The sequence below is a fragment of the Coprococcus sp. AF16-5 genome, from assembly GCF_003479365.1.
In the GTDB taxonomy this organism is placed as follows: Bacteria; Bacillota; Clostridia; order Lachnospirales; family Lachnospiraceae; genus Coprococcus; species Coprococcus aceti.
Genome location: NZ_QUGZ01000003.1, coordinates 331,582 through 354,461, shown reverse-complemented (window position 1 = coordinate 354,461; position 22,880 = coordinate 331,582). Strand labels below are relative to the sequence as shown.

Below are 22,880 nucleotides of genomic sequence, written 5' to 3'. Positions count from 1 at the left end.
GTGTTTTCTGCAACAAAGGACATTTGCCTGTTATACTATCTACAAGAAGCAAAGGAAGTGAGGATATGAAGCAGATTTTAATTGTCGAGGACGACAGTTTTTTGAATAAGATGTTGGCCTATAACCTGACCGCAGACGGCTACGGCGTGACTTCTGCCCTAAACGCCAGAACCGCAGCCGAAGCCATACGCCAGCGGGAATTTGACTTAGTGCTGCTGGACATCAACCTGCCGGACGGCAACGGTTTTGAGCTGTGCAAACTGATAAAGCCCCAGCACCCGGACACCATTGTGATTTTCCTGACCGCTAACGATCAGGAGAGCGACCAGATACGGGGCTATGAGGTGGGCGCGGTGGACTACATCACAAAGCCCTTTGTGATCGGGGCCTTGCAGCGAAAAATCAAAGCCATGTTCGCCATGCTGGAACACCACAAACCGGCCAAGGACATTTACGACGATGGGCGGCTGTTTCTGGACTTCTCGGAGCAGACGGCTTCCTTAAACGGCAAGCCCCTGACCCTATCCCCGATGGAGTACAAAATGCTGAACCTGTTCCGTAAAAATCCCCGGCAAGTGCTGACCCGTGGGCAGCTTTTGGAAAAGCTGTGGGATATAGACGAGAAGTTTGTGGACGAACACACCCTGACAACCTCCATCAGCCGGATTCGGAGTAAGATCGAATCCGACGGCGGCGCGCCCTACATCAAAACTGTTTACGGCATGGGCTATCAATGGACGGGAGGCGAGGCAAAATGAAGTTGCAAAACCTCTCGGTAAAGCGGCTGTTTGGCCGGGTAGCAATGGGGCTTGTCCTTTCCATGTCCGGGATTACCATAGTCCTGTTTTTTGTGACAAAACAGACGGCGGTGCTGCTGACAGGCGGGGCGCTGCTGCTGTGCGCCCTTGTGGGGATTTTCGTACTGACGCAGGCGTTTGGAAAGCGGCTGTCGCAGTTTACCGCTGACCTGTGCCAGACCTTAGACCACATGATCGCCGGGAATGAAGCGCCCCAGCGCCCAGAGGACAGCGAAACCCAGCTTGCCAGAATTGGGCACCGTCTGGCAAGGCTCTACCAGATCATGCAGGAGAACCGCCGCCGGGTGGACGAGGAACGGCAGGAGTTACAGACCCTTGTATCGGATATTTCCCATCAGGTGAAAACGCCGGTAAGCAATCTGAAAATGGCGACGGACACGCTGCTGGAAAAGCCCATGACCGAGGCGGAGCGCACCGACTTTATCCGGGGAATCCGCAGCCAGACGGATAAGCTGGACTTTCTCTTTCAGGCCCTTGTGAAAACCTCCCGTCTGGAAACGGGCGTGATCCAGTTGGATAAGAAACCGGGCCGCCTCTTTGATACCGTGGCACAGGCCATGAGTGGAATTGTGTATGCAGCAGAGAAAAAGGAAATCGTCGTGTCCGTGGACTGCCCGGAGGATTTGACCGTTTTCCATGACAGCAAGTGGACATCCGAAGCCCTTTTTAACCTGCTGGACAATGCGGTGAAGTACACCCCGGCAGGCGGGAAAATCGCTGTGTCGGTGGTGCTGTGGGAAATGTATGTGGAAATCAAAGTAGCCGACACCGGCAAGGGCATTTCCGAAAGCAATCAGGCCGCCATCTTCCGGCGCTTCTATCGTGAGGAAGAAGTACACGAACAGCAGGGCGTGGGCATTGGCCTGTATCTGGCCCGCGAGATCGTAACACGGCAGGGCGGCTATATCAAAGTGGTTTCGGAGCCGGGCAAGGGTTCGGAATTTTCCATTATGTTGCCGACTAAATAAAGCACACTTATAACAGGAGAAAACACCATGAAAAAAATCAATTTTTGCAAAGCAACAACAATCATCTTAATAATCAATGTTATTTTATCTATTGTTTTATTTTTCGTTGTTCCTGATAAAATAGCAATTCAATGGGTAGGTACATCCCCCAGCAATGCAGTAGATTCTTACTATGTATTTTTGGTGCCGGTATTGTCAGTGCTTTTTGCTTTTACGGGAAAACCTATTTTTACAATGTTCCTGTTTAGATTGTGGAATAGAACTAACGAGCATTTAGTGACATACTTAAATTTGTGTCTGCAAGTTGTATTTCTTACTTGTGAAATCTATATCGGATTATATAACCTATGTAATTTTAATGTTGCCATTAGTATAATTCTCATTGTGGAACTTATGATAGATGTGGTGATTGGATTGAAATTATTTCACAATCAATCTATCTAAAAGATTGTGTAGTATGATTCGGCGGACGACCATTTCCGGCTGTCCGCCGTGAATTTTTTTGAAATGTCCGAGCGTTGTAACATTTCACCCCGATTTTCAATGAAATTTTTTGGCCGCTGTAACATTTCGCGGACATTTGGGTTTTACAATACCCTTATCAACAAAAGTGAGGAGGCGACGCAATGGAACTGACCCCGACATTGATTTTGAATCTGGCGCTGCTGATCGTCCCGCCCGTTGCCCTTGTGCTGGTGTTCCGGCAATGGCTGGTCCGGCACATCCGCTGCACGGTTGCCTTGACTGCTCTCTGTGATGTTCTCCTATTTTGGGATGAACTGTTCTACTATGAGAGCTTCGGCCTGTTCGCTGTGCTGATTCTGGTGCAGTTGGCGGCCACCGGCGCAGCAGCGTTCCGCATTTACAACAAACAAAAAAAGGATTGAATTTTATGAGCATTTTACAGACTATCGACCTGAAAAAGTATTACGGCACAGAGCCGAACATCACCCGCGCCCTTGACGGCGTGAACTTCTCCGTAAATGACGGCGAATTTGTGGCCGTTGTGGGAACCTCCGGCAGCGGCAAGTCTACCCTGCTTCACATGATGGGCGGGCTGGACACCCCTACTTCCGGCAATGTGATTGTCCGGGACAAAGAACTGTCGAAGATGAACGACGAACAGCTCACCATCTTTCGCCGCCGCAACATCGGCTTTATCTTCCAGAACTATAACCTTGTTCCCATCCTGAATGTGTATGAGAACATCGTCCTGCCGGTGGAGCTGGACGGGGACACGGTGGATCAGAAGTTTTTGGACGAGATCGTTCACCTGCTGGGGCTGGAAGATAAACTGAAAAATATGCCGAACAATCTTTCCGGCGGACAGCAGCAGCGTGTGGCTATCGCCCGCGCCTTGATTACCAAACCGGCTATCGTGCTGGCCGACGAGCCGACCGGCAACCTTGACAGCAAGACCAGCGCCGAGGTGCTGGGGCTTATCAAGCGCACCAGTGCGGAGTTCCGGCAAACTGTTGTGATGATTACGCACAATGACGACATTGCCCGCCTTGCAGATCGGATTGTCCGCATTGAGGACGGAAAGATTGTGGAGTAAGGAGGTGGCAGGCTATGACATGGCCTTTTGAAAATGATACCAACGGCATAGTAAAGCGCATATCAAACCGCAGTATATCGGCAAATCGAAAAAGAAATATCTTTATTATTTTGACGATTGCACTTGCCAGCGCATTGCTATCTGCTATTGTCCTCTATGGCTTTGGGGTTATGCAGGAAACGCAGAACCGCAACCAAAAAACAGCGCAGATTATGTATCATGCGATTTCTGAACAACAGGGACAGGAACTATACAAGCAAGAAGAAATTGCGTGGGTTGGGGAATTTTTTAACGCATTTTCTGAACAGGTAAACCATTCAACCGTGAATTTTACTTATGCAAATGCAGATATGCTAAAATCCCAAAGTATGCCCTATTCGGGAGATTTACCAGCTTCGGAGAATGAAATTGTAGTGCAAGAATCCTTTTTGGATAGTTTGGGCTATTCAAATGAATTGGGACAGACAATTCAAATCCCCTTTTCTGACGGCACTACCCATGATTTCAAATTGACGGGAATCTTAGATGTGAAAACCGGCGATATTGGGCGCTATACAGCCATTATATCGAAAGAATTAGTAAGACAGCAGTATGGCGACGAGGGCATGATTGATTATTACATTGGGCTGAAAGGCGCTCAAAATATGAGCGAGGAAGAAGCCACCAACTATGCAAACACTCTGGCGCAGCAATTAAAAATTTCCGATGATAATGTGATTGTCCGTTCCACATATTTTAACTTAAAGGACGAAAATCACGGAAGCGATATGCTGTTCTATTTCTTGATTGGTTTTGTAACTTTCATTGGTTCCGGCATTGTGATCTATTCGATTTTTTATATTTCAGTAGCAAGCAGTATCCGTAACTATGGACAGCTTCGCACAATCGGAACTACAAAACGACAGATCAAAAAGATGGTTTACCGCGAGGGGAAATTACTTGCTGCCATTGCTATCCCAATTGGTCTGGTTATTGGAAATGTGATTGGGTACTTTCTGGTTCCTGCCGGTTGGTACTGGCTGACCACTTTATGTGTGACGGCCGGGGTTGGCCTTTTTGCATTTATTATTGTGATGATTGCCATTCATACTCCTGTAAAAAGAGCTGCGGCAGTATCTCCGCTGGAAGCATTGCGATATTCCGATTATCAGGGGAAAATGAAAGAAAGTTCCGTGCTGCACCGTAAAATAACGCCTGCTTCACTTGCTAAAATGAATCTGTCCAGACAAAAGGCAAAGTCCACTTTAACAATACTTTCTCTTTCACTCGGCGGAGTATTGGTTGTATTGATTTCGACAATGTTAGTTTCCTATGATGGCGTTGCAGAGGCAAGAGGCAGGGCGTTCCCTGTCGGTGAATTTAACATTCAGCTCAACGCAAATCAATCGTGGGACACTGCTGGTATTTCTTTGTCTGGATTGCAGCAAAAGAATTCTCTAAATGCCGATTTTGTAAATGCAGTAGAATCTATTGATGGCGTTACAGGAATCAAGCACTGGTATTACACGGACGCAGAATATCGTGTAAATGGTAATTCTGGAAAATGGATTCAGGGCTTTTGCCGAGATGAACAGCAGAATTTGGAGAAAGAGCGAATTGCGGGAACGACTGATTATGATGAACTGGTGGCAGGAAATGGAATTGTCTTGCTTCAAGAGCGTGCCGATCTCTATGATATTGAGGCTGCGTTGGGTGATACCGTCGAAGTGGACTATAAAACCGAATCCGGCCAAATTTGCACAAAGACCTATACCGTCATGGGCATTGTAAACGAATATTCTTACTCCGGCTTCTCAAAATGCTTTGCGCTTCCGGAGCAGTTTATGAATGAAGCGACCGGGATAGATTGCACAGGTACGATTTCTGTAATTACCGATATGGAAAAATTTGATACAGTTGAAGCTGCATTAAATCAACTGATAGACGGAAATAGCGATTTGGTTATGGAAACCATAAAAGAAAGTATCACTTATTATAGCGGACTTCAACAACTTTCCATCGGGGTATTGTTGATCGTGGCTGTTATTGTTGTGTGCTTTTCTTTAATCAACCTTGTCAATACGACAATCACAAACTTCTTATCCCGTAGGCAGGAAATTGGAATGTTACAGGCGATTGGTTTGAGTAAAAAGCAGCTTATCAAAATGCTGTGCTATGAGGGGTTGATGTATTCAGTTTTTGCTACGCTGGTAACATTGGTTTTGGGGACTGGACTGGGCTTCCTATCCGTACAGGTAGTTGTGAAAACGATGAATCCATACTTTTACTATTCATTTCCGTGGCTGATCGTATTGATATATTTAGCAATCCTGCTGATTGTGCAATTCACCTTGATTTCTTACACAACTGGAAATCTGAAAAAACAATCTCTTGTTGAGCAAATCAGGACGATGGAATAGCCGTATGGGATCGGCGGGGCGGCGTGTGCTGCCCCGCTTTTTTCGCCATTTCTCAAAAAAATTTTTGAAATGTCCGAGCGTTGTAACAATTCAGCCTGTTTTTCTGTCGAAATCAAAGGCACCTCGGACATTTGTGTAACATTTGTAGTTTATGCTTGTGGTAAATCAATATTGGGGGTGAGGACACATGAAAAAGATACTGCTGATCGACGACAGCGACACCTATACATGGTGTCTGAAAATATACTTACAGCACCGGGGCTACCCGGTGAAAACGGCTTGTACGCTGAAAGAAGCGCGGGCCGCCATCCAAGAGGAAATGCCGCTGGTGGTCTGCTGTGATCTCGACCTGCCGGATGGTTCTGGCATGGACTTTCTGGACGAGGTGCGGGCCGCAGACAAGGAGCTGCCTTTTGTTCTGGCGTCCTGCCATGACAAGGACGACTACGAACAGGAGGCTATGCGCCGGGGCGCGACGCTGTGCATGGACAAAATGAAAGGACTGCTACTACAAGATAAGCTGGTGGAATACGCCTACCGGCAGTTATCCGGCGAAAAGGCCCCGACTTTTCACAAGCTGCTCTTTGTCTATGCAGAAGATACCAGCGCCGAAGTGCTGCGGGCTGCTATGCTACAAAAGGGCTTTGACCTGATTCTGGTTTCCTCGATTTGGGAAGCCAAGCGCCGGATTTTTGAGGATAAGGAAATAGAACTGATCTTGTGCGATCTGGAACTGCCGGACGGCACAGCAATGGAGCTGTTTCATACGCTACGGCGGGTGGCGGGGATGTTCCAAATGAAGAATCCCCATGTCCGGCTTCTGCCGTTCTTTATCCTCACCGAGAACAACGACCCTGCCACGGAATATGAATACCGGCATGAGGGCGTGAACGACTATATCACCGCCCCGGTCAATATCCCGGAGCTGATCCGGCGGGTTCTGTTCTTTGTGGAATGAGATCGTTACACATATAAAAATATGTCTTTGTAGTGGACAGGATAGACGCTTTTTTATGAGAAATTGGTCAGGACAGTAAATTTATTGTCCCGACCAATTTTTGCTATTATGAACTTTTCTTAAACTATATTGCTTTTTGAAAAATTTCGTGTTATACTGTTATACATAACAGCACAACAGTTAAAACACACGGAGGATGCAGCAATGAAACTGATTATTTCAAATGTATCTGGCGTCCCCATATACGAGCAGATTAAACAGCAGATCAAGGCGGCTATTTTATCTGGCGAGCTTCAAGCCGAAGAAACTTTGCCCTCCCTTAGAACACTTGCCAAAGACTTAAAGATCAGCGTCTTAACAGTGACAAAGGCATACACAGAATTAGAGCAAGAGGGCTTTGTTAAAAATGTGCAGGGGCGTGGATGTTTCGTAATGGGGTCTGGTTCAGAACTGATTAAGGAGCAGCTTATTTGCAAAGTAGAAAACAATCTCACCGAAGCAATAAAAGCTGCAAGAATGGCAAATCTATCCACAGAGGAATTACATCGCCTTTTGGACATTTTAACGGAGGTAAAAACAGATGACTAATTATTTAGAGGTAACGAATCTTTCAAAATCTTTTGATTCTTTTCAACTTCACAATATCAGCTTTACTTTGCCAAAGGGATATATTATGGGCTTGATCGGCCCGAATGGTTCTGGCAAAACAACGACAATCAAACTGATTTTGAATATGCTCAAGCGCACCGGCGGCACAGTCAAAGTGATGGGGCTGGATAATATCGCAGAAGAACAAAAAGTAAAATCAGAGCTTGGCGTTGTTTTCGATACAAATTATTTCAGTGATGATTGGAAAGTGTCGCAGGTTGAAAAGTCTATTTCGGTATTTTATCCAAATTGGGACAGCCAGAAATTTGCGGATATGTTACGGAAATTTCACATTGCACCAACCAAAAAGGTAAAAGAACTTTCCAAAGGTATGCAGATGAAGTTAATGCTTGCCTGTGCGTTTTCATACGACGCAAAACTGCTGATCCTTGACGAACCGACCAGTGGACTTGACCCGGTTTCCAGAGATGAACTTTTGAAAATTCTTTCGGAGTATATTGAAGATGGCGAACATAGTGTTTTGTTCTCCACCCATATCACAGGCGATTTGGAGCGTGCAGCCGATTATATTACCTACATCAGTTATGGCGAGTTGTTCTTTACTGGCAGCAAAGATGATTTTGTAGATATGTTCCGCATTGTAAAAGGTGGAATTGAGGAACTGTCCGATGATCTGAAAAATAAGGCGGCTGGTATTCGTACATTCCCTACGGGATTTGAGGCGCTGATGAAAACCGAAAATATTAGCGGTTTCCCTAACCTGACCGTTGAGCCTGCCACTATTGATGAAATTGTAGTGTTTACAAGCAAGAAAGGTGACGATTATGAGTAATATTTTGAAATCCACAAAATTAGATATTGCATTGGTAAAACCATATTTTAAGACGATTTGCTTTACCCTGCTTCTGCCGATTGTGTTTGCCGCAATCAACCGTTCTTTGCTGACAGGGGTATCATTTGCCATGTGCTTTATTGCTATGACGACGGGATATACCTTTTCCATCACAGAAAAAAACAGCATGGATCGGCTGTTTGGTATTTTACCTGTTCGGAAAAGCGAGCTTGTGATCGGACGCTATGTTTTCGTCCTTGCAATGGGGCTTCTTTCCTTGATTATTTCTTTGATTGCACAGCCGCTTGTCTTGAAAGTGCTGGGTGAAACAGTTGGCGTATTTGACATTGTAACTGCCGCTATTGCAGGAGTATTCTTATTTGCACTCTATACCGTGTTCCAGATTCCGGGATATTACAAGTACGGTTCAATCAAAGGACGGGTATTTATGTATATTCCAGTGGCCGGTTTTTTGGTGACTTTACTTCTTCTCTCTAAAATGCCAGCCATCGGGAAATCAATTATTTCAGTCGTTGAATCTTCTCCGATACTTCTCGTTTTCCTTGCGGTTTTTGCTATTGTCGTGATGTATGCGGTTTCGATCTTCTTGTCCATTCGGATTATGAAGAACAAAGAAATGTGAGGTGATTGTATGGATTTCACAATTTTGGCAGTTGTGCTTTTGCTTGGTGTTGGCGTTCCTATCCGTAATAAACTCATACGGAAATATCGGGATAAGAAAAAGAATGATCGCAATTCGGAGTGAACAATATGGAGAAAACAGAGTTCATCCGCTGCCCAGTCTGCGGGAATAAAACACGCGACAAAATTCGGGAAGATACCGTACTTAAAAATTTTCCTCTCTTTTGTCCAAAATGTAAAAGTGAATGTCTAATCGACATTGAACAATTAGACTTACGATTAGCATTATGGGAATACCGTCGTTACTAATGACAGTATTCTGTTTGCTTTATGAGAAAATGCTCAATGCTGGAATGGGCAATAAATTTGAATTTGACAAGGAGATAATAATGATACCAATTTCTGATATTCTCATCCGCTCAATTAGTGGGTATGTGTTTATGGTTCCAGTCTTCGTACTGTATTTCTTGTGGCTCAAAAAATTGGGGAGAACACAAAGTTTTCTCCATACCGCTGCAGTGTTTGTTTTTGGTTATTATTTATTCGGACTTTTGACCGTCACAGGCATCGGCTTTACAAGCACAATGACCTTTCGCCCGAACATTTCTTGGACTCCATTTATCGGTATGATAACTGGGCCAATTGATACCATTCTGAATATTATTCTGTTTGTCCCGTTGGGATTTTTCCTGCCGCTGCTGTACAAGAAATATCATCACATGAAGACGGTTGCATTGACTGGCTTTCTGTTTTCTTTGGCTGTTGAAATTGTCCAGATGTTTGGCTGGGGTTCTTCCGACATCAATGACTTGATGACAAATACCGCTGGAGCCTGTATTGGATTTTTAGTTTATTGTCTGCTGTCAAGAATCTTGCCTGCCAATCTGAAAAAGCAACTTCAATCCAGCCGTGTCAATGCTGTGGCTGAAGTACTTCTCTTTGCTATTTGCACATTTGCCATTATGGTCACGGCTCAGACTTGGTTTGTCCATGATGTGCTGAATGTTCCATAAATTGTATCGGAAACAATCGGTCTCAGATATAAAAAAATAGTGTCTTCTGTTTGACACACCTGCAGACCGATTTTTCCGTATTGAACTTAGTCGCGTCAACGAAGCCACTACCTATGGAATTTCAATCTTTTCCTTCCTGTTATGCTTGGACAGATTGAATAATTCTCTTTGTGTTATATCTATTATTTTTAGGTAATAGTCCACAACGGCTTCTAACATGAAGGTACAAAAAATAAAAGTTGATCCTCAATCAACCCTATTATTGTACTCTTCAATTCATACTTTTCGATCTCAATGGTAGTATGGTTAGATAGACATCTGTTGCCGCTATCCCTTGGTAAGTTACCCGTTCAGCTTACCTACAAATTTAGAATACAATAAATGGCATCATTTGAACAGACTATATTTTTGGGATGAACTGTTCTACTATGAGAGCTTCGGTCTGTTTGCTGTGCTGATTCTGGTACAGTTGGCGGCCACCGGCGCAGCAGCGTTCCGCTTTTACTACAAACAAAGAAAAGGCTGAATAGAAAATAGGTATCATCAATCAAAAATATCATTGGAGGTATAACTTATGGAAAAAGAAACAATGGGAACTGTAATTTCAGTTATAAAACAATGGTGGTTAAAAGTGAATCGTAAACCTGCCCGCGTTCATGCGATGGATGGCGCAGCCTTTCCGCATACTATCAAGGTCAAATATACGATAGACGGCAAAGATTACATCTGCCGAAAATGGATTGGCGCAGGAAACAAAGTCCCTGACAAGGGAACAACGATTAAAGTTATCTATTGTGAAGATAAGCCATCGAAAGCAAGAATTGAACTCTAATCAATAAATTTATTAAAATACGGAGGTGATGATGTGATGGGACATTAGCTGTTTTTGATATAGAAGAATCCGGCAAGCAGATCGGAGAAAAGTTATTTCTGCTTCTTAACGAGGAACAAAAGAATGCTCTAATGCAATATATTTTGGAACAAGGAGCCTGTCATGGAACGGTATTCAATTCCTGTCACACTTCCTTCGCAGCAAAGAAAAATCCTCTAACAGAAATACAGGAAGGCGAGCTTTATCTATGCCTGGAACACCGCACTGTCAGGGTTAGGGAACGGATGATCAACCTGACAAGTAAGGAGTTTGATATACTGGCATTGCTCATTGCCAATCCCAAACGTGTTTTTACTTACGAACTGATTACCGATTTGGTTTGGAAAGAGGATTGTGATTTCTATTCGAGAAAAGCGATTCATAATCATATAAGTAAGCTGCGTAAGAAGTTGCGCTTTGAACCGGATCTTCCAAACTATATTGAGAGTGTCGCCGGGATCGGCTATAAATTTGAACATCTATAACATGAGCCCACAAGGTGTTGTTTCCCCTTGTGGGCTTGCTTTTTGCAGCATATATTCTAAGAGCGGAATATGTGGAAAATTGCGAATATAAAGAGTAAAAAGCGAATATCTGCGGACTGATAAAGGAAACATAACCGATATAATTTTCTCCCAAGGAGGTATCAAGCAGCCGATTCAGGTTCCTCCTTGATGGGAGGAAATGCCTATGCGTCTATGCAACACAGATCTGCAGATAAACTGCTTTACATTCAGTCACCTATACGTCGTAGTCCAGCTCGTATGGATTGCGGCGTTTTTGGTTTCGACAAAGTTTGAGCATTTTCGCTGTCAACCTCCCGGAAAAATTTCATACTGCTGCTTTGGCGCGCCTGTTCTTTGTACGGGCGCGCTTTTTTGTACCCTTTTTTTAATCAGAAAGAGACTTAGACCTTATCGCTGCCGCAGCCCACCCTCTGATTTCGATTTTTGCCATCAACTCAAACATCGAAATTGGAGGAAATTACTATGAAGAAAATCAATCTTCGGGATTATTACCCGTATTATACACAGGACATGATCGTTGAGGTGCCGGATGAAGTTGCTTTGTTGCTTCGGGAATATATGTTGTTGGAAGAAGCCTATCGGATTCGTACATACCGCTATAAAGCATTTTACTCTCTGGATCGAGACGAAGGTATTGAGCGTGAGATATTGCAAAAGCCTCTTAACCCGGCAGAAATTTGGGAACAGCGCCAAATGACGGAGTTGATTTATAAAGGTCTTTCCAAACTTCCGGTAAAGCAGCGCCAACGAATCTATGCACACTTTTTTCTTGGCATGAGCAAAGCAGATATTGCCAAAGCGGAAGGAACACACAAAAGCCGGATCACCCGTTCTATCGAAGCCGGATTGCGTAGTCTGGAAAAATATTTCAAAGAAATTTTATAACAGACGGCAACTTTGCCCCTAAAAATGTACTGAATAGTAGAGGGACATATTCGGCGGGACAAGCTGGACGGGTGTGGTAAGGAAGCATATACATCCTCCCACCCCAACTGCAATATCAATTTGTCTGCCATGCCCCTTGCTTGTTCCTTGACAACCGAATATACGCTGTTACAGGTACTTCATTCTGTGTTCCGAGCGGCAGATGGGGCGGCGCGGTGACAGGCGGCCTAAGGAGGTGATGGATCCAGGCTGTCCGAGCGATAAACGCAACCTACGAAACCGGCTGTGGCAGGCCGGACGCGATAACGACGCAGATCATAATGGTACTTCTTCACAGCTTCCTAAAGACTTGGGGAGAGTTCCTGCGGCGTTTGCTTGCTCTGGCAAAGCGGCGGCGTATGCGGGACTATGATGCGGTGACGCTACCCGCAGCCTGTAACAGCCCCGTCCTTATTACAGAAGGACTTGCCGGGGTGCGTGGCAAATACGGCAGTAAAATCGAAATCAGATATAATGGGCCGGATTTATGTGTGTAATAACCATAGATCCGACCTATTCATGTGGTTTTGATAACACAGTTTTCAGAAGGGAGTTGATACTATGGAATTGAATACCATTGTCAGTGAAGTGGGTACACTGGTAGACATTCGGGATGTCTCTGTCAACAAAGAACTTTCCCGTGATGAACGGATTGCAGAATTCGTTCAGCAAATCAAAAATCCATACCATTTTAAGTGTGGGCGTTTTACTGTACAGGCCAGCTTTTCTGCTGAAGGTGCTACCCTGGAAGAATGTATCAAGGGTATTTTGCGATAGGTGCAATTTTAAGAAAGGGGCTGACTTTTCCGTAAAAGCATGGTAGAATAAGAATCGGAAAAGGAATTGAATATGGCATAACCACACTTCTTGAATTGCGGGGATTTTTCTGTGCAACGAAAGGAGTGTTTTTTTATGCAGGTTTACAAAGCGATTAAGTACATCCGTCTTTCTTATACGGATGATAAAACAGTAGAAAGTGACAGCGTTGCTAACCAGCGGCGCCTGATCGATGACTACATAGCCCGACACCCGGAAATTGAGGTTGTGGCAGAAAAAATTGACGATGGTTATAGTGGTGTTTTGTTTGATCGCCCGGCATTTCAGGAAATGATGCGGATGATCGAACAAGGCGAAGCTAACTGCGTGATTGTCAAAGACCTCTCCCGCTTAGGTCGTGAGTACATAGAAACAGGCCGTTATATGCGCAGGGTATTTCCAGCCTATGGAGTGCGTTTTATCGCAATTAACGATAATGTGGACACGGAAAATGACGCTGCCGATGATCTCACGGTTTCTGTCAAAAACATTATGAATGAGGCTTACTGTCGGGATATTTCCGTTAAGACACGGAGCGCCCTGGAAGTAAAACGGCGCAGCGGGGATTTTGTAGGTGCTTTTACCATTTATGGTTATGTGAAAGTCGGCGATAAACACAAGAGCTTGGAAGTAGACGAATATGCTGCTAATGTTGTGAGGGATATTTTCAGAAAACGGCTGGAGGGATTCAGCGCTTCCCATATAGCGGATGAACTGAACCGATTAGGAATTCTTTCGCCTTTAGCGTATAAGCGCAATCACGGAATGCCTCATGCAAAAGGTGGCTATACAGACCGAAAGGATTGCAAATGGTCTGCAACTACAATCATCCGCATTTTGCAGGATGAAACTTACACCGGAACACTGGTCCAGGGCAAACAGACAACGCCCCATTTCAAATTAAAAGAGCGTGAGGACAAACCTTCTTCGGAATGGATTCGTGTGGAGGGAACCCATGAAGCGATCATACAAAAGCACGATTTTGATCTGGTGCAACGGCTCCGCAGGATTGACACAAGGACTTCTCCCAAATCGGATAAGGTTTACCTGTTTTCCGGTATTTTGATCTGCGGATGCTGTGGCTGCCGTATGACCCGCAAGACGAACCGCTATAAAGACAAAGAGTATCACTATTATTACTGCCCGACCGGCAAAAAGAATGGCTGCACATCGTCGGTCATGCTGAAAGAGTCGGATCTGATTGAATGTGTGCAGGACAGTTTGAAAGGACATATTGAAAATGTTGCTTCTCTGGATGCCCTGCTGTCCAGTATCAGTCAGGAACGGATCAACCGGGAATTGGCGCAGGAATATGCCGCACAGATCAGAGTAAATGAAAAGCGTGTGGCACAGACCGAGGGCTTTAAGGCAAAACTCTATGAAAATCTGGTGAGTGGAATTCTGACAAAGGAAGAATTTCTCTCTTATAAGCGAAAATACAATGCAGATATTGAACTGTTCCAAAAGGCAATCGCTGAATGGAACGATAAACTTACAGATGTATTGGAAAACCGAAGCGAACGAAACCGTTGGATCAACCATTTTATGAAATTTTCTACTATGGAGGATATTGACCGCCGGGCAGTCATGCAGCTTATCCGAAGCATACGGGTAATGGGTAAAGATGAACTGCATATTGAATTTAATTACCAGGATGAATATCAGAAAGCAATCTCTTTGGCTGAACAGATTGCTACAAAAAATGAAGAAAGGATGGTGAGCTAAATGGCAAGAAAAAGCAGAAAACAGACGGCAGCTCCTATGCCGGCACCATCTTTGTATGTACATGTGGCTCTGTATATCCGTCTTTCTGTGGAGGATAACAAAAAGCGGGGTTGCTCAGTAGAAAACCAAAAACTGGTACTGAATGACTTTCTTTCGGATAAACCGGACTTCGTTGTGTATGATACTTATATCGACAACGGAGCGACAGGGACAAATTTTCACCGCCCTGGATTTCAGCAAATGCTATCTGATATTGAAGCAGGCCACATTAACTGTGTGATTGTTAAGGATCTTTCCCGATTAGGGCGAAATTCTATTGACACAGGTTATTATATCGAACAGTATTTCCATGCTCATAATGTTCGCTTCATTGCTGTTACGGATCAGTTTGACACAGCGGATTCCGGAAATCTTCATGGTGGTATCATGCTGCCTTTGAAAAATATGATCAATGAAGCCTATGCTCTGGACATTGGACGAAAAATCAAAGCACAGGCGCGGCAGGCTATGAAAGATGGCGACTATATTGGTGCACGGGCGCCTTACGGTTACAGGAAAGACCCGGATAATTGCCATAAACTTCTGATTGATGAAAATACTGCCCCTGTGGTAAAACAGATTTTTGAATGGGCACATGAGCATGTGGCACTGAACCGGATTGTCCGCAATCTAAATGAGATGGGAATTCCGGCACCGAGCCATTATAAAAAGACCACTGGCGAGATTACCAGTCCGGGACTGATCGGAAGTGGCAAATGGCAGACCCGCACAGTGATGAAAATCTTAGAAAGCGAAGTTTATACAGGCGATCTGGTGCAAGGAAAAACAAAGATTGTAGATCATCAGCAGGTCAAGGCTGGAGAAGATAATCTGATTATTGCAAAATGCACCCATGAACCGATCATCAGCCATGAGTTGTTTAATGCAGTTCAGGAATACAGAAAACAGATCTGTGAAGAAAGCAAAGCAACTCCAAAACGTCCCTACACACCAAACATTTTCAAAGGTAAAGTGTTCTGTGCTGATTGTGGCAGAAGCCTTCACAGGCAACGCGCCGAGCGCCGGAAAGGACCCGACACTTACTGGTTCCACTGCCTTACAAACAGCCGGGTAGAAAAAGATAGCTGCAAAGGTGCGATGATACAAGAGAAAGAACTGATTTCTACTGTTACGGCTATTCTTGAAAAAGAGCTGACAGTTGCGCTGGGAATGTCGCTGCCACTCTTTCAGTTGGAGACAAGACAAAAACAGGAAAAAGATAAGCTGAAAATTCAGATGTCGGCCAAACGGCAGGAAATTGAAAAAACACGCCGGCTGATCCGTGGCCTATATGAAAATTTTGTGCAGGGTATTTTGACAAATGACGAATACTTTGAATTGAAAGCGGATTATGAACATGCTATCAATGCTCTGTCTGGTGAGATTGAAGTATTTGAAAAATCTATGGACTCTCTGGACAACCAGCTTGCCAGATACCGTGCAATGGAAAAGGATGCAAAAACACTGGCACAGGATCACGTACTGACTGTAGAACTGATCAAACGGCTCATTGAACGAATTGAGATAGACCACGAGCGGAATATTCATGTGACCTTCCGTTTCAAAAATGAATTTCAGGGAAAGGCGGTGGAACCGTGCGCAACTATGTGATTGCCCTTTATATCCGTCTTTCTGTGGAAGATTTCAAAACTGAAAGTTTGAGCATACCAAATCAAAAACTGATTCTTCGTGAAAAAGCTATGTCTCTGCCGGAATGGGATGACAGCGAGATTTTGGAATTTATTGACAACGGTCATACGGGGACAAACTTTGAGCGTCCGGCGGTGCAGGAACTTTTAACAATGGTTCAGGCCGGAAAAATCAACTGTATTATTGTAAAAGACCTTTCCCGATTTGGACGTAACAGCATTGAAACCGGCTATTTTATTGAGCGGGTATTTCCTCTTTATCACACCCGTTTTATTTCCGTCAGTGATGATTTTGACACAGCTAATTTCAAAGGTGATACCGGAGGGATTGATATTGCTTTCAAGTATCTTATCAGCGAGTGGTATAGCCGGGATATGTCCATGAAAATCCAAAGTGCAAAATACGCAAAGATGCGTCGTGGGGAATATCAGAGTGTCATCTGTCCTTACGGCTATCGCAAGAGTGCAGACGGACGTATGGAACCGGACGAGGATGTTGCCCCGAATGTGCAGATGATATTTCAATGGGCGTCTGAAGGCAACACCGCAGCCGAGATCACAAGAAAATTGTATGCCATGAATATCCCCACCCCTGGGGAATATCGCAAACTTAAAGGCAAGGCCTATTACAATGTTTCCCGAACAAACGGCGTTTGGAGTACATCAACGGTTCTGCGTATTTTAGAAGATCAAAGATATATCGGTACCTATGTAATTGGCAAGAGAAAGGTAAAAGAGATTGGCAGCCGACATACACAGTTAAAGGATGAAAGTGAGTGGTTCAAAATCCCGAACCATCATCCGGCTATTGTAAGTGTGGATCTATTTGAGAGAGCCAATGCTTCAATTAAGCGTTTCTCTCTGTCAAATAAAAAGCCGCGTGATTATCTGCTCCGTGGTAAGGTATTCTGCGGATGCTGCGATCATGCAATGTCTCTACGAAATGGTGCGTGGTTTTATTGCCGTCATTCCGAGGTGGCTGAAACGCTTCCTTGTCATGGTGTGCGCATAAAGATGGCAGATCTGGAGCAGGTTGTATTTGAAACAATTCGGGCTCAAATGTGTCCGGCATTGGGAATTGATAGCAATAAGGATAAATTGGATTTGCAGACAGTCCAGCAGGCCGAACATGAAGAAAAACTCCGTTCTATTCAAGATAGCAAGCGGTATCTTTATGAGCAGTATGCACTCGGAGAGATTGATTTGGAAACCTATCGGACACGAAAAGCGGTTTATGACACGGAACTGGTACAAGCCAAAAATGTTCATGCTGTCATCACTGCACAGACAAAGCAGATAAAAAGTGATTATGAGATTAAGCTGAAACAACAGGAAATTGTGCAGAAAGTCGGAAACGCCAACATGCTGACAAAAGCTCTGATTGACCGGCTTATCAATAAAGTTTACGTCTTTCCAGGAGATCGGATTGAGATTGAATATGCAACACAGGATTTCTTAGAAACTAAGGAATCCGAAAAGGAAGTATAACCGTGAACACCCATTTGAAACAGCTATGGGCAGCTATGAAGCTGCCCGAAAAACTGCAAAAAAAGTTATAAATTTTTTGTCGTGGGCTTGACATACGGGTGCCGGAGATCGTGGATCCTGATAAATGGCACCCCGGACACTTTGCAATATTGCACCATGGCGTTTCGAATCAGGCTTCTTGAAAAATCAAAGATACGATCATCATCTTGATAGCCGTATAATTTATCAATATAGCCCCTCAGATCATTCATAACGGCTTTAGGCATATATATCACCCTTATGCCGTTCTCTGTCTTTGGGGGCGATATGTGAGCACCTTCAGAATCAGTATTGATGGTTTTATCAATGTTTATGATACCCTGCTCAAAGTTTATATCTTTGCCTGTAATGGCGAGAAGTTCACCAACACGCATACCACCATAAAATAGCAGCTCTATGGCCATGCGTGCCCTGTCGTTGTCAAGGCTTGCCATAAACTGGTTATATTGGTCAACAGTCCAAAAGTTCAGTGATCTGGTATGTTTGCCTATATGTCCGGCTCTGGTGCATGGGTTAGATGGCAGATTGTAATAATTCATAGCATAGTTAAACAGTGTTGTAAGTGCACTGTCAACACGGCATAGATAACCGGCAGAATAACCGGCGGCTATCTGCTGATTTTGCCATGTCCTTATATCTGCCGGGGTGATCTCATTCACCGGCTTATCTTTGAAGTATGGCAATATTCGATTCTTGAATACGTTCTTTTTACCGTCTAGGGTTGTCTTGCGGAGCCTGTGGCTCATATCCTCAATATAGATATCATAAAGGCTTTGAAAGGTCATGGACGGCGTGCCCTGCTGCCGTTCCAGGAATTGCCGTTCCCATTCCTTGGCCTCTCTCTGGAGCTTAAAGCCCCTCTTTAGTTTCTGCTTGCGCTGTCCTGTGTAATCCTGGTAATAGAATTTTGCATAAAATGTACCTGTCTTGTTGTCCTTATATACTGGCATGTTTTATATCTCCCTTCTTGCTTGGCGGCACAGAAAGCAATATAAAAACATCTGTATATGTTGCTGTGACTGTCTCAGCTCTCCATATTTTAATTTTAGAGAGTTAGACGGTAATTTATACCCTAAATTACTAAAATGGCTTAAAACGCAAAATACGGCGTCATTCTGTTTTCTTATATTCCGGAATCTTCGTTAGATCTTCCACATAGCTGGCGGCTTTTTCCTGGCCTTTTTCATTCAGTTTGGTAAATGAGGCTTTAAGTTGTTTTAATAATGGTTTTTCTTTTATTTCCATTGCTTGGGCGAATTTTTCAGCATCAACCGATATAATATATGGTTTTTCTCCTGAGATTAAAGTAAAAATATCTACGTTAAGAATAGATGAAAGCTCTGTCATCTTGTCCATGCGTGGGTATGCTGTACCCTTACACCATCCATTAACAGAAGATTTTGCTATTCCCATTCTTTTAGCTAATTCAGATTGTGTTATATTATTTTTCTTTAGTAATTCATTTAATCTCTGAGCAAATTCTTGATTTTTTTTACTATTTCCCATTTTTGATACACCTCCACACATACAAGATACAGCAAAACCGAACAAAAGTAAATAAAAAAGTACGGCAAAAACGAAAAAATGCTTGACAGTTAGTTAGAACCGAACTATTATAAAAACACGGTAAGTCAAAACCGAACAAAAAGGAGGTGAGAACATGAAGTTTGACCGTAAGAAGTTAGATATAGCAATGGCAAGAGCTTGCAAGAGCCGCAATGACCTTGTTGCAGCAGGCATAAAGCCAACCACAATATCACAGGCTTGCACTGTTGATATGAGACCATCAACAGCCGGGAAGATCGCAAAGGCTATAGGCTGCGACATAACCGAGTTGTTGGCAGATGAATATTTATAAACAATGGAGAGCTTGGCGGCACAGAAAGCAGGATAAGAAAGGAGCGTTGCGAATGGATAAGCTATATCTAAATGTTGATGATGTTATGGCTCTTCTGGGCGTTTCAAAGTCAAAGGCTTATCAGATCATTAAGGACCTGAACGGCGAAATGTCAGCTAAGGGATATTTAACAGTGAATGGAAAGGTAAACAAACGCTATTTATATGAGCGTTGCTACCAGGAAGGAGCAGGAGCATGAGTAAGAGGGCAGGAATAAAAGAGCTCAGGCAGTACAGAGGAATGACACAGGGAGATCTAGCCGGAATGATAGGCGTATCACCGCAGGCGTTGCAGCGTTGGGAGACAGGCAAGCGGACACCAAAGAAAGACACGTTAGACCGTATATATAACGCTTTGGGAGTGTGCGATATTATCACCATAGGCAACCCGAACGACACACCAGCAAGCGAGATTGTAGGCGACAACGTAAGCGTTGATGTTCAGGAAGATGAAGAGGTTTACAGTGTGACAGAAAAGGATCTCAACGCACACGCCTACAATGTCATGGTCAGGACGCTGCACACTTGCGCAACGAAAGAAGAAATGATGATCGTGGGCTATGCGCTGGATGAGTTCATAAACGAGATTACAGGAGGTAATGAAGATGAATAATATAGAACATCACGACACTAGATATTCCATGGAAGGATGTTTCATGGATGTAATAGGATATGCAATACTCACGGGCTACTTAGAAAGATATGGGGCATCCAAGCAGTCAGATGCTGACGCTAAATTAACATTGGTTATGATGTAGACTGCAGTTGATACCTTGACCACTATCAAACAGATAAGTGATAAGACTGCTATTAAATTTCAGGAGGTAAAAGAGAACGATGGCGAGACGCAGAATGTTTAGCTTGGATGTGGTTGATACGGATCAGTTCCTGGACATGTCGCCGACAGCTCAAAACTTATATTTTCATTTGGGTATGCGGGCAGACGATGATGGCTTTGTTTCCTCACCTAAAAAAATAGTTGCGGTATGTAGAAGTGTACCAGATGATCTAAAGCTATTAGTAGCTAAGGGTTTCGTTATCCCTTTTGAGGATGGAGTAATACTAATAACTGATTGGAGAGCAAATAATTATATCCGTAAAGATAGGTACACAGAAACCAGATTTAAAGAGTATTTGGATACCGTAGAAGTAGAGAATGACAAATATATATTAGCCTCATCTTCTGATGGTTCAACATGTGGTATACCAAAAGGTAGCCAAATGGGCGACAAAGTGTCAACCGATGGTTGCCACAGGATAGGTAAGGATAGGATAGGTAAGATTAATATATCTAACTCTATAGCTATAGCTAAAGCTAGGGAAGGTATACCAACATATCAGGAAGTAGAGGCTTATTGTGAAGAACATAACTATAAGGTCAGCCCTTCAAGGTTTTTTGAATATAACCAAACCAGAGAATGGAAGTACAAGAATGGAAAGGATATAACAGACTGGCAAACACTTCTTGACAAGTGGGAGAGCAAAGAAGGGGGCTATAGCGATAATACACAGTACACCCCTAGATATACGCCTGAAACTCCAGAAGAGCCACGAGAAGACCATCAGAAGGGTGTTATAGATGGTATAGCAGGACCAAACTACACCCCAAAGCCGGATGATCCGTTTCAGTAAGGAGTAAGTACATGGAAAAGAGAAAAGCCAGCCAGCTGGCCCGGTACAGATACGCTGAGAATCCAATGTTCCCACAGAGTCACGTAATGAAGATGACGCCAGAAGAGCACATAGAGCGCAATATGTATATACGCCAGCGGATCAAGGGCACCAGTTACGAAGGCTGCAGCGATGAGGCAATAGATGCTATACGATTCGTAGATATGCCAAGAGGAGTATATATTGATGATGGCTATGAGTATGTAGCACTGAATAAGCTTGACCAGGAGTGTGCAAATGATCGGAGATCTAGGGCGAGAATACCGCAGATGTATGCAGGTATGCGAGCGGATCGGTTCAGATTTGATATATACGAGCAGGATACCAGCGATATGAAAAAGACGATCAATGCATTTATAACAAATTTTGAGAAGTTTCAGGATAGAGGATATGGGTTATATCTTTACGCAAAGAAAAAAGGCACAGGCAAGACCATGCTGGCCAGTATATTATTGAATGAGGTCACAATGAGGTATGCAGTGCCTGCAAGGTTTATGACAATATATGATTATCTGGAGCTTACGAAAAAAAGCTATAATGAGGCCGTAGATTTGAAGAGTTTAGAAATGGCTCCAGTCCTTGTAATTGATGATATAGGGGCTCAGATGGCTAAAGAATGGGTGGATACAGTTTTATTCAAACTGATAGATAAAAGATATGCAAACAGACTTGTAACAATCTATACCAGCAATAAGCGCATAGATGAGCTAAAGATGGACGAACGAATAATAGATAGAATAGATAGCCAATCCATCACTATCCATTTACCAGAGGAATCTATCAGGAGCAGACAGATACAAACAGATCATGATGATTTCATGGCACAGTTTAAGGAGGATTAAACAATGGCAACTATACCAGTTTACGGCAAGATAACACCGAAAGAAGATAGGGCAACATCTATTTATGAGGCCAATGACACTATGAAAATGTTGGGATATATGCCGCTACCAGGCGATGTAAAGAGTTCTGAAGTAGAGGACATTATAAACGCACATGTACCGAATGCATCGAAGAGTTTACACAGCTTTATGGTGTCATATGGCATTGATGTGCTATTACTTGGGTACATATACGGCAAGAGAGCCGAGAGGGCGAGAAGGGCAAAAAAAACAACCCAGACCGCCTAACACCTTTGACAATCCGGATTGCTTTTCACACTACGATCAGAAAAAAGGATAAACATCAGTACAGTATACTCTGAACAACATACAAGCTCAATATATCCAAGCAATCCGGAGATGTCAAGGATTAATTCGCAAAAAGGTGCTGGAACACCTGGGGGAAGTTACCCCAAACAAACCGAAGGCTTATGAATAACGTTTTGATCGCAGAGGGCACTCTACAGGCTTGTAGGGTGTCTTTTTGTGTGTTTAAGGGTGTGCGGCTTGTGACACTCCCCTGAATCGGGGTAGTGCTTGATGGAGTCCTAAATCAG

At 43.7% G+C, this 22,880-nt stretch carries 28 protein-coding genes; 26 read left to right on the top strand and 2 right to left on the bottom strand.

Features of this window, described 5'->3' with window-relative positions; translation table 11 throughout:
• Nucleotides 1–65: 65 nt before the first annotated feature.
• The 19 genes from DWW70_RS10220 (at nt 66) to DWW70_RS10120 (ending at nt 17,836) form a co-directional block, all read left to right on the top strand.
• Complete coding sequence (locus tag DWW70_RS10220) at nt 66–758, top strand: response regulator transcription factor (RefSeq protein ID WP_055158531.1); 693 nt, start codon at nt 66–68, stop codon at nt 756–758.
• Entirely contained in the window at nt 755–1,786 is a 1,032-nt protein-coding gene (locus DWW70_RS10215; RefSeq protein WP_117686260.1) for a sensor histidine kinase, read from the top strand. Before DWW70_RS10220 ends, DWW70_RS10215 begins: the two co-directional genes overlap by 4 nt.
• Nucleotides 1,787–1,813: 27 nt before the next feature.
• Nucleotides 1,814–2,230 carry a hypothetical protein gene (locus tag DWW70_RS10210; RefSeq protein WP_004611616.1) on the top strand — a complete coding sequence of 139 codons (417 nt, stop codon included), beginning with the start codon at nt 1,814–1,816 and terminating at the stop codon, nt 2,228–2,230.
• 182 nt (nt 2,231–2,412) lie between these two features.
• A complete protein-coding gene (locus DWW70_RS10205) occupies nt 2,413–2,673 on the top strand; it encodes a hypothetical protein (RefSeq protein ID WP_117686261.1) in 261 nt (86 codons plus the stop codon).
• Between the two features lie 5 nt (nt 2,674–2,678).
• The gene (locus tag DWW70_RS10200; protein ID WP_004611618.1) at nt 2,679–3,344 is read left to right on the top strand and encodes an ABC transporter ATP-binding protein; all 666 of its coding nucleotides are present in this window, start codon (nt 2,679–2,681) and stop codon (nt 3,342–3,344) included.
• Between the two features lie 14 nt (nt 3,345–3,358).
• Nucleotides 3,359–5,743 (top strand): ABC transporter permease, encoded by a 2,385-nt coding sequence (locus tag DWW70_RS10195; protein WP_117506281.1) that lies wholly within the window; start codon nt 3,359–3,361, stop codon nt 5,741–5,743.
• Nucleotides 5,744–5,930: 187 nt separating this feature from the next.
• Complete coding sequence (locus DWW70_RS10190; protein ID WP_117686262.1) at nt 5,931–6,701, top strand: response regulator; 771 nt, start codon at nt 5,931–5,933, stop codon at nt 6,699–6,701.
• A 204-nt stretch (nt 6,702–6,905) separates the two neighbouring features.
• Nucleotides 6,906–7,289 (top strand): GntR family transcriptional regulator, encoded by a 384-nt coding sequence (locus tag DWW70_RS10185; RefSeq protein ID WP_002578893.1) that lies wholly within the window; start codon nt 6,906–6,908, stop codon nt 7,287–7,289.
• Entirely contained in the window at nt 7,282–8,142 is an 861-nt protein-coding gene (locus DWW70_RS10180) for an ABC transporter ATP-binding protein (RefSeq protein ID WP_117686263.1), read from the top strand. Before DWW70_RS10185 ends, DWW70_RS10180 begins: the two co-directional genes overlap by 8 nt.
• Complete coding sequence (locus DWW70_RS10175; RefSeq protein WP_006861334.1) at nt 8,135–8,785, top strand: ABC-2 transporter permease; 651 nt, start codon at nt 8,135–8,137, stop codon at nt 8,783–8,785. Before DWW70_RS10180 ends, DWW70_RS10175 begins: the two co-directional genes overlap by 8 nt.
• Before the next feature lie 128 nt (nt 8,786–8,913).
• Entirely contained in the window at nt 8,914–9,093 is a 180-nt protein-coding gene (locus DWW70_RS10170) for a cysteine-rich KTR domain-containing protein (RefSeq protein WP_074021989.1), read from the top strand.
• Between the two features lie 80 nt (nt 9,094–9,173).
• A complete protein-coding gene (locus DWW70_RS10165) occupies nt 9,174–9,797 on the top strand; it encodes a VanZ family protein (RefSeq protein ID WP_025580950.1) in 624 nt (207 codons plus the stop codon).
• A 574-nt stretch (nt 9,798–10,371) separates the two neighbouring features.
• On the top strand, nt 10,372–10,629 hold the full coding sequence (locus tag DWW70_RS10155; RefSeq protein ID WP_071441246.1) for a DUF3592 domain-containing protein: 258 nt from the start codon (nt 10,372–10,374) through the stop codon (nt 10,627–10,629).
• Nucleotides 10,630–10,760: 131 nt separating this feature from the next.
• Nucleotides 10,761–11,153: a winged helix-turn-helix domain-containing protein gene (locus tag DWW70_RS10150; RefSeq protein ID WP_055201467.1), complete on the top strand. Its 393-nt coding sequence runs from the start codon at nt 10,761–10,763 to the stop codon at nt 11,151–11,153.
• Nucleotides 11,154–11,657: 504 nt separating this feature from the next.
• The gene (locus tag DWW70_RS10145) at nt 11,658–12,080 is read left to right on the top strand and encodes a hypothetical protein (protein WP_015542925.1); all 423 of its coding nucleotides are present in this window, start codon (nt 11,658–11,660) and stop codon (nt 12,078–12,080) included.
• 600 nt (nt 12,081–12,680) lie between these two features.
• Nucleotides 12,681–12,896, top strand: coding sequence for a DUF6870 family protein (locus DWW70_RS10135; RefSeq protein ID WP_005361189.1), 216 nt, complete (start codon nt 12,681–12,683; stop codon nt 12,894–12,896).
• Nucleotides 12,897–13,031: 135 nt separating this feature from the next.
• The gene (locus DWW70_RS10130) at nt 13,032–14,660 is read left to right on the top strand and encodes a recombinase family protein (RefSeq protein ID WP_117468927.1); all 1,629 of its coding nucleotides are present in this window, start codon (nt 13,032–13,034) and stop codon (nt 14,658–14,660) included.
• Entirely contained in the window at nt 14,661–16,310 is a 1,650-nt protein-coding gene (locus DWW70_RS10125) for a recombinase family protein (protein ID WP_118649806.1), read from the top strand.
• Nucleotides 16,295–17,836 carry a recombinase family protein gene (locus tag DWW70_RS10120; RefSeq protein WP_118427045.1) on the top strand — a complete coding sequence of 514 codons (1,542 nt, stop codon included), beginning with the start codon at nt 16,295–16,297 and terminating at the stop codon, nt 17,834–17,836. The genes DWW70_RS10125 and DWW70_RS10120 overlap by 16 nt, the downstream gene beginning before the upstream one ends.
• A gap of 65 nt (nt 17,837–17,901) precedes the next feature.
• On the opposite strand, the gene DWW70_RS10115 is transcribed toward DWW70_RS10120, so the two are convergent.
• Nucleotides 17,902–18,825, bottom strand: coding sequence for a site-specific integrase (locus tag DWW70_RS10115; protein ID WP_118649805.1), 924 nt, complete (start codon nt 18,823–18,825; stop codon nt 17,902–17,904).
• Nucleotides 18,826–18,985: 160 nt separating this feature from the next.
• The gene (locus tag DWW70_RS10110; protein WP_158576549.1) at nt 18,986–19,381 is read right to left on the bottom strand and encodes a helix-turn-helix domain-containing protein; all 396 of its coding nucleotides are present in this window, start codon (nt 19,379–19,381) and stop codon (nt 18,986–18,988) included.
• A 154-nt stretch (nt 19,382–19,535) separates the two neighbouring features.
• Between DWW70_RS10110 and DWW70_RS10105 the strand changes: the two genes are divergently transcribed.
• The 7 genes from DWW70_RS10105 to DWW70_RS10080 all read left to right on the top strand — a co-directional run bounded on the left by DWW70_RS10105 (nt 19,536) and on the right by DWW70_RS10080 (nt 22,572).
• Nucleotides 19,536–19,733: a hypothetical protein gene (locus tag DWW70_RS10105; RefSeq protein WP_118649803.1), complete on the top strand. Its 198-nt coding sequence runs from the start codon at nt 19,536–19,538 to the stop codon at nt 19,731–19,733.
• Between the two features lie 52 nt (nt 19,734–19,785).
• Nucleotides 19,786–19,971 carry a hypothetical protein gene (locus DWW70_RS10100; RefSeq protein ID WP_118649802.1) on the top strand — a complete coding sequence of 62 codons (186 nt, stop codon included), beginning with the start codon at nt 19,786–19,788 and terminating at the stop codon, nt 19,969–19,971.
• Complete coding sequence (locus tag DWW70_RS10095; RefSeq protein ID WP_118649801.1) at nt 19,968–20,384, top strand: helix-turn-helix transcriptional regulator; 417 nt, start codon at nt 19,968–19,970, stop codon at nt 20,382–20,384. The genes DWW70_RS10100 and DWW70_RS10095 overlap by 4 nt, the downstream gene beginning before the upstream one ends.
• Nucleotides 20,377–20,529, top strand: a complete 153-nt coding sequence (locus tag DWW70_RS14895; RefSeq protein WP_158576547.1) for a hypothetical protein — start codon at nt 20,377–20,379, stop codon at nt 20,527–20,529. Before DWW70_RS10095 ends, DWW70_RS14895 begins: the two co-directional genes overlap by 8 nt.
• A gap of 79 nt (nt 20,530–20,608) precedes the next feature.
• Nucleotides 20,609–21,403, top strand: coding sequence for a hypothetical protein (locus DWW70_RS10090; RefSeq protein ID WP_118649800.1), 795 nt, complete (start codon nt 20,609–20,611; stop codon nt 21,401–21,403).
• Between the two features lie 11 nt (nt 21,404–21,414).
• Nucleotides 21,415–22,284 carry an ATP-binding protein gene (locus tag DWW70_RS10085; protein ID WP_118649799.1) on the top strand — a complete coding sequence of 290 codons (870 nt, stop codon included), beginning with the start codon at nt 21,415–21,417 and terminating at the stop codon, nt 22,282–22,284.
• Between the two features lie 3 nt (nt 22,285–22,287).
• Entirely contained in the window at nt 22,288–22,572 is a 285-nt protein-coding gene (locus tag DWW70_RS10080; RefSeq protein ID WP_118649798.1) for a hypothetical protein, read from the top strand.
• Nucleotides 22,573–22,880 lie beyond the last annotated feature (308 nt).

Coding starts and splice junctions, on each gene's coding strand:
- DWW70_RS10170 (WP_074021989.1), top strand. CDS start 8,914: ATGGAGAAAACAGAGTTCATCCGCTGCCCAGTCTGCGGGAATAAAACA.
- DWW70_RS10125 (WP_118649806.1), top strand. CDS start 14,661: ATGGCAAGAAAAAGCAGAAAACAGACGGCAGCTCCTATGCCGGCACCA.
- DWW70_RS10195 (WP_117506281.1), top strand. CDS start 3,359: ATGACATGGCCTTTTGAAAATGATACCAACGGCATAGTAAAGCGCATA.
- DWW70_RS10145 (WP_015542925.1), top strand. CDS start 11,658: ATGAAGAAAATCAATCTTCGGGATTATTACCCGTATTATACACAGGAC.
- DWW70_RS10190 (WP_117686262.1), top strand. CDS start 5,931: ATGAAAAAGATACTGCTGATCGACGACAGCGACACCTATACATGGTGT.
- DWW70_RS10110 (WP_158576549.1), bottom strand. CDS start 19,381: ATGGGAAATAGTAAAAAAAATCAAGAATTTGCTCAGAGATTAAATGAA.
- DWW70_RS10130 (WP_117468927.1), top strand. CDS start 13,032: ATGCAGGTTTACAAAGCGATTAAGTACATCCGTCTTTCTTATACGGAT.
- DWW70_RS10105 (WP_118649803.1), top strand. CDS start 19,536: ATGAAGTTTGACCGTAAGAAGTTAGATATAGCAATGGCAAGAGCTTGC.
- DWW70_RS10080 (WP_118649798.1), top strand. CDS start 22,288: ATGGCAACTATACCAGTTTACGGCAAGATAACACCGAAAGAAGATAGG.
- DWW70_RS10200 (WP_004611618.1), top strand. CDS start 2,679: ATGAGCATTTTACAGACTATCGACCTGAAAAAGTATTACGGCACAGAG.
- DWW70_RS10150 (WP_055201467.1), top strand. CDS start 10,761: ATGCAATATATTTTGGAACAAGGAGCCTGTCATGGAACGGTATTCAAT.
- DWW70_RS10095 (WP_118649801.1), top strand. CDS start 19,968: ATGAGTAAGAGGGCAGGAATAAAAGAGCTCAGGCAGTACAGAGGAATG.
- DWW70_RS10210 (WP_004611616.1), top strand. CDS start 1,814: ATGAAAAAAATCAATTTTTGCAAAGCAACAACAATCATCTTAATAATC.
- DWW70_RS10090 (WP_118649800.1), top strand. CDS start 20,609: ATGGCGAGACGCAGAATGTTTAGCTTGGATGTGGTTGATACGGATCAG.
- DWW70_RS10215 (WP_117686260.1), top strand. CDS start 755: ATGAAGTTGCAAAACCTCTCGGTAAAGCGGCTGTTTGGCCGGGTAGCA.
- DWW70_RS14895 (WP_158576547.1), top strand. CDS start 20,377: ATGAATAATATAGAACATCACGACACTAGATATTCCATGGAAGGATGT.
- DWW70_RS10085 (WP_118649799.1), top strand. CDS start 21,415: ATGGAAAAGAGAAAAGCCAGCCAGCTGGCCCGGTACAGATACGCTGAG.
- DWW70_RS10135 (WP_005361189.1), top strand. CDS start 12,681: ATGGAATTGAATACCATTGTCAGTGAAGTGGGTACACTGGTAGACATT.
- DWW70_RS10155 (WP_071441246.1), top strand. CDS start 10,372: ATGGAAAAAGAAACAATGGGAACTGTAATTTCAGTTATAAAACAATGG.
- DWW70_RS10220 (WP_055158531.1), top strand. CDS start 66: ATGAAGCAGATTTTAATTGTCGAGGACGACAGTTTTTTGAATAAGATG.
- DWW70_RS10115 (WP_118649805.1), bottom strand. CDS start 18,825: ATGCCAGTATATAAGGACAACAAGACAGGTACATTTTATGCAAAATTC.
- DWW70_RS10165 (WP_025580950.1), top strand. CDS start 9,174: ATGATACCAATTTCTGATATTCTCATCCGCTCAATTAGTGGGTATGTG.
- DWW70_RS10100 (WP_118649802.1), top strand. CDS start 19,786: ATGGATAAGCTATATCTAAATGTTGATGATGTTATGGCTCTTCTGGGC.
- DWW70_RS10205 (WP_117686261.1), top strand. CDS start 2,413: ATGGAACTGACCCCGACATTGATTTTGAATCTGGCGCTGCTGATCGTC.
- DWW70_RS10175 (WP_006861334.1), top strand. CDS start 8,135: ATGAGTAATATTTTGAAATCCACAAAATTAGATATTGCATTGGTAAAA.
- DWW70_RS10180 (WP_117686263.1), top strand. CDS start 7,282: ATGACTAATTATTTAGAGGTAACGAATCTTTCAAAATCTTTTGATTCT.
- DWW70_RS10185 (WP_002578893.1), top strand. CDS start 6,906: ATGAAACTGATTATTTCAAATGTATCTGGCGTCCCCATATACGAGCAG.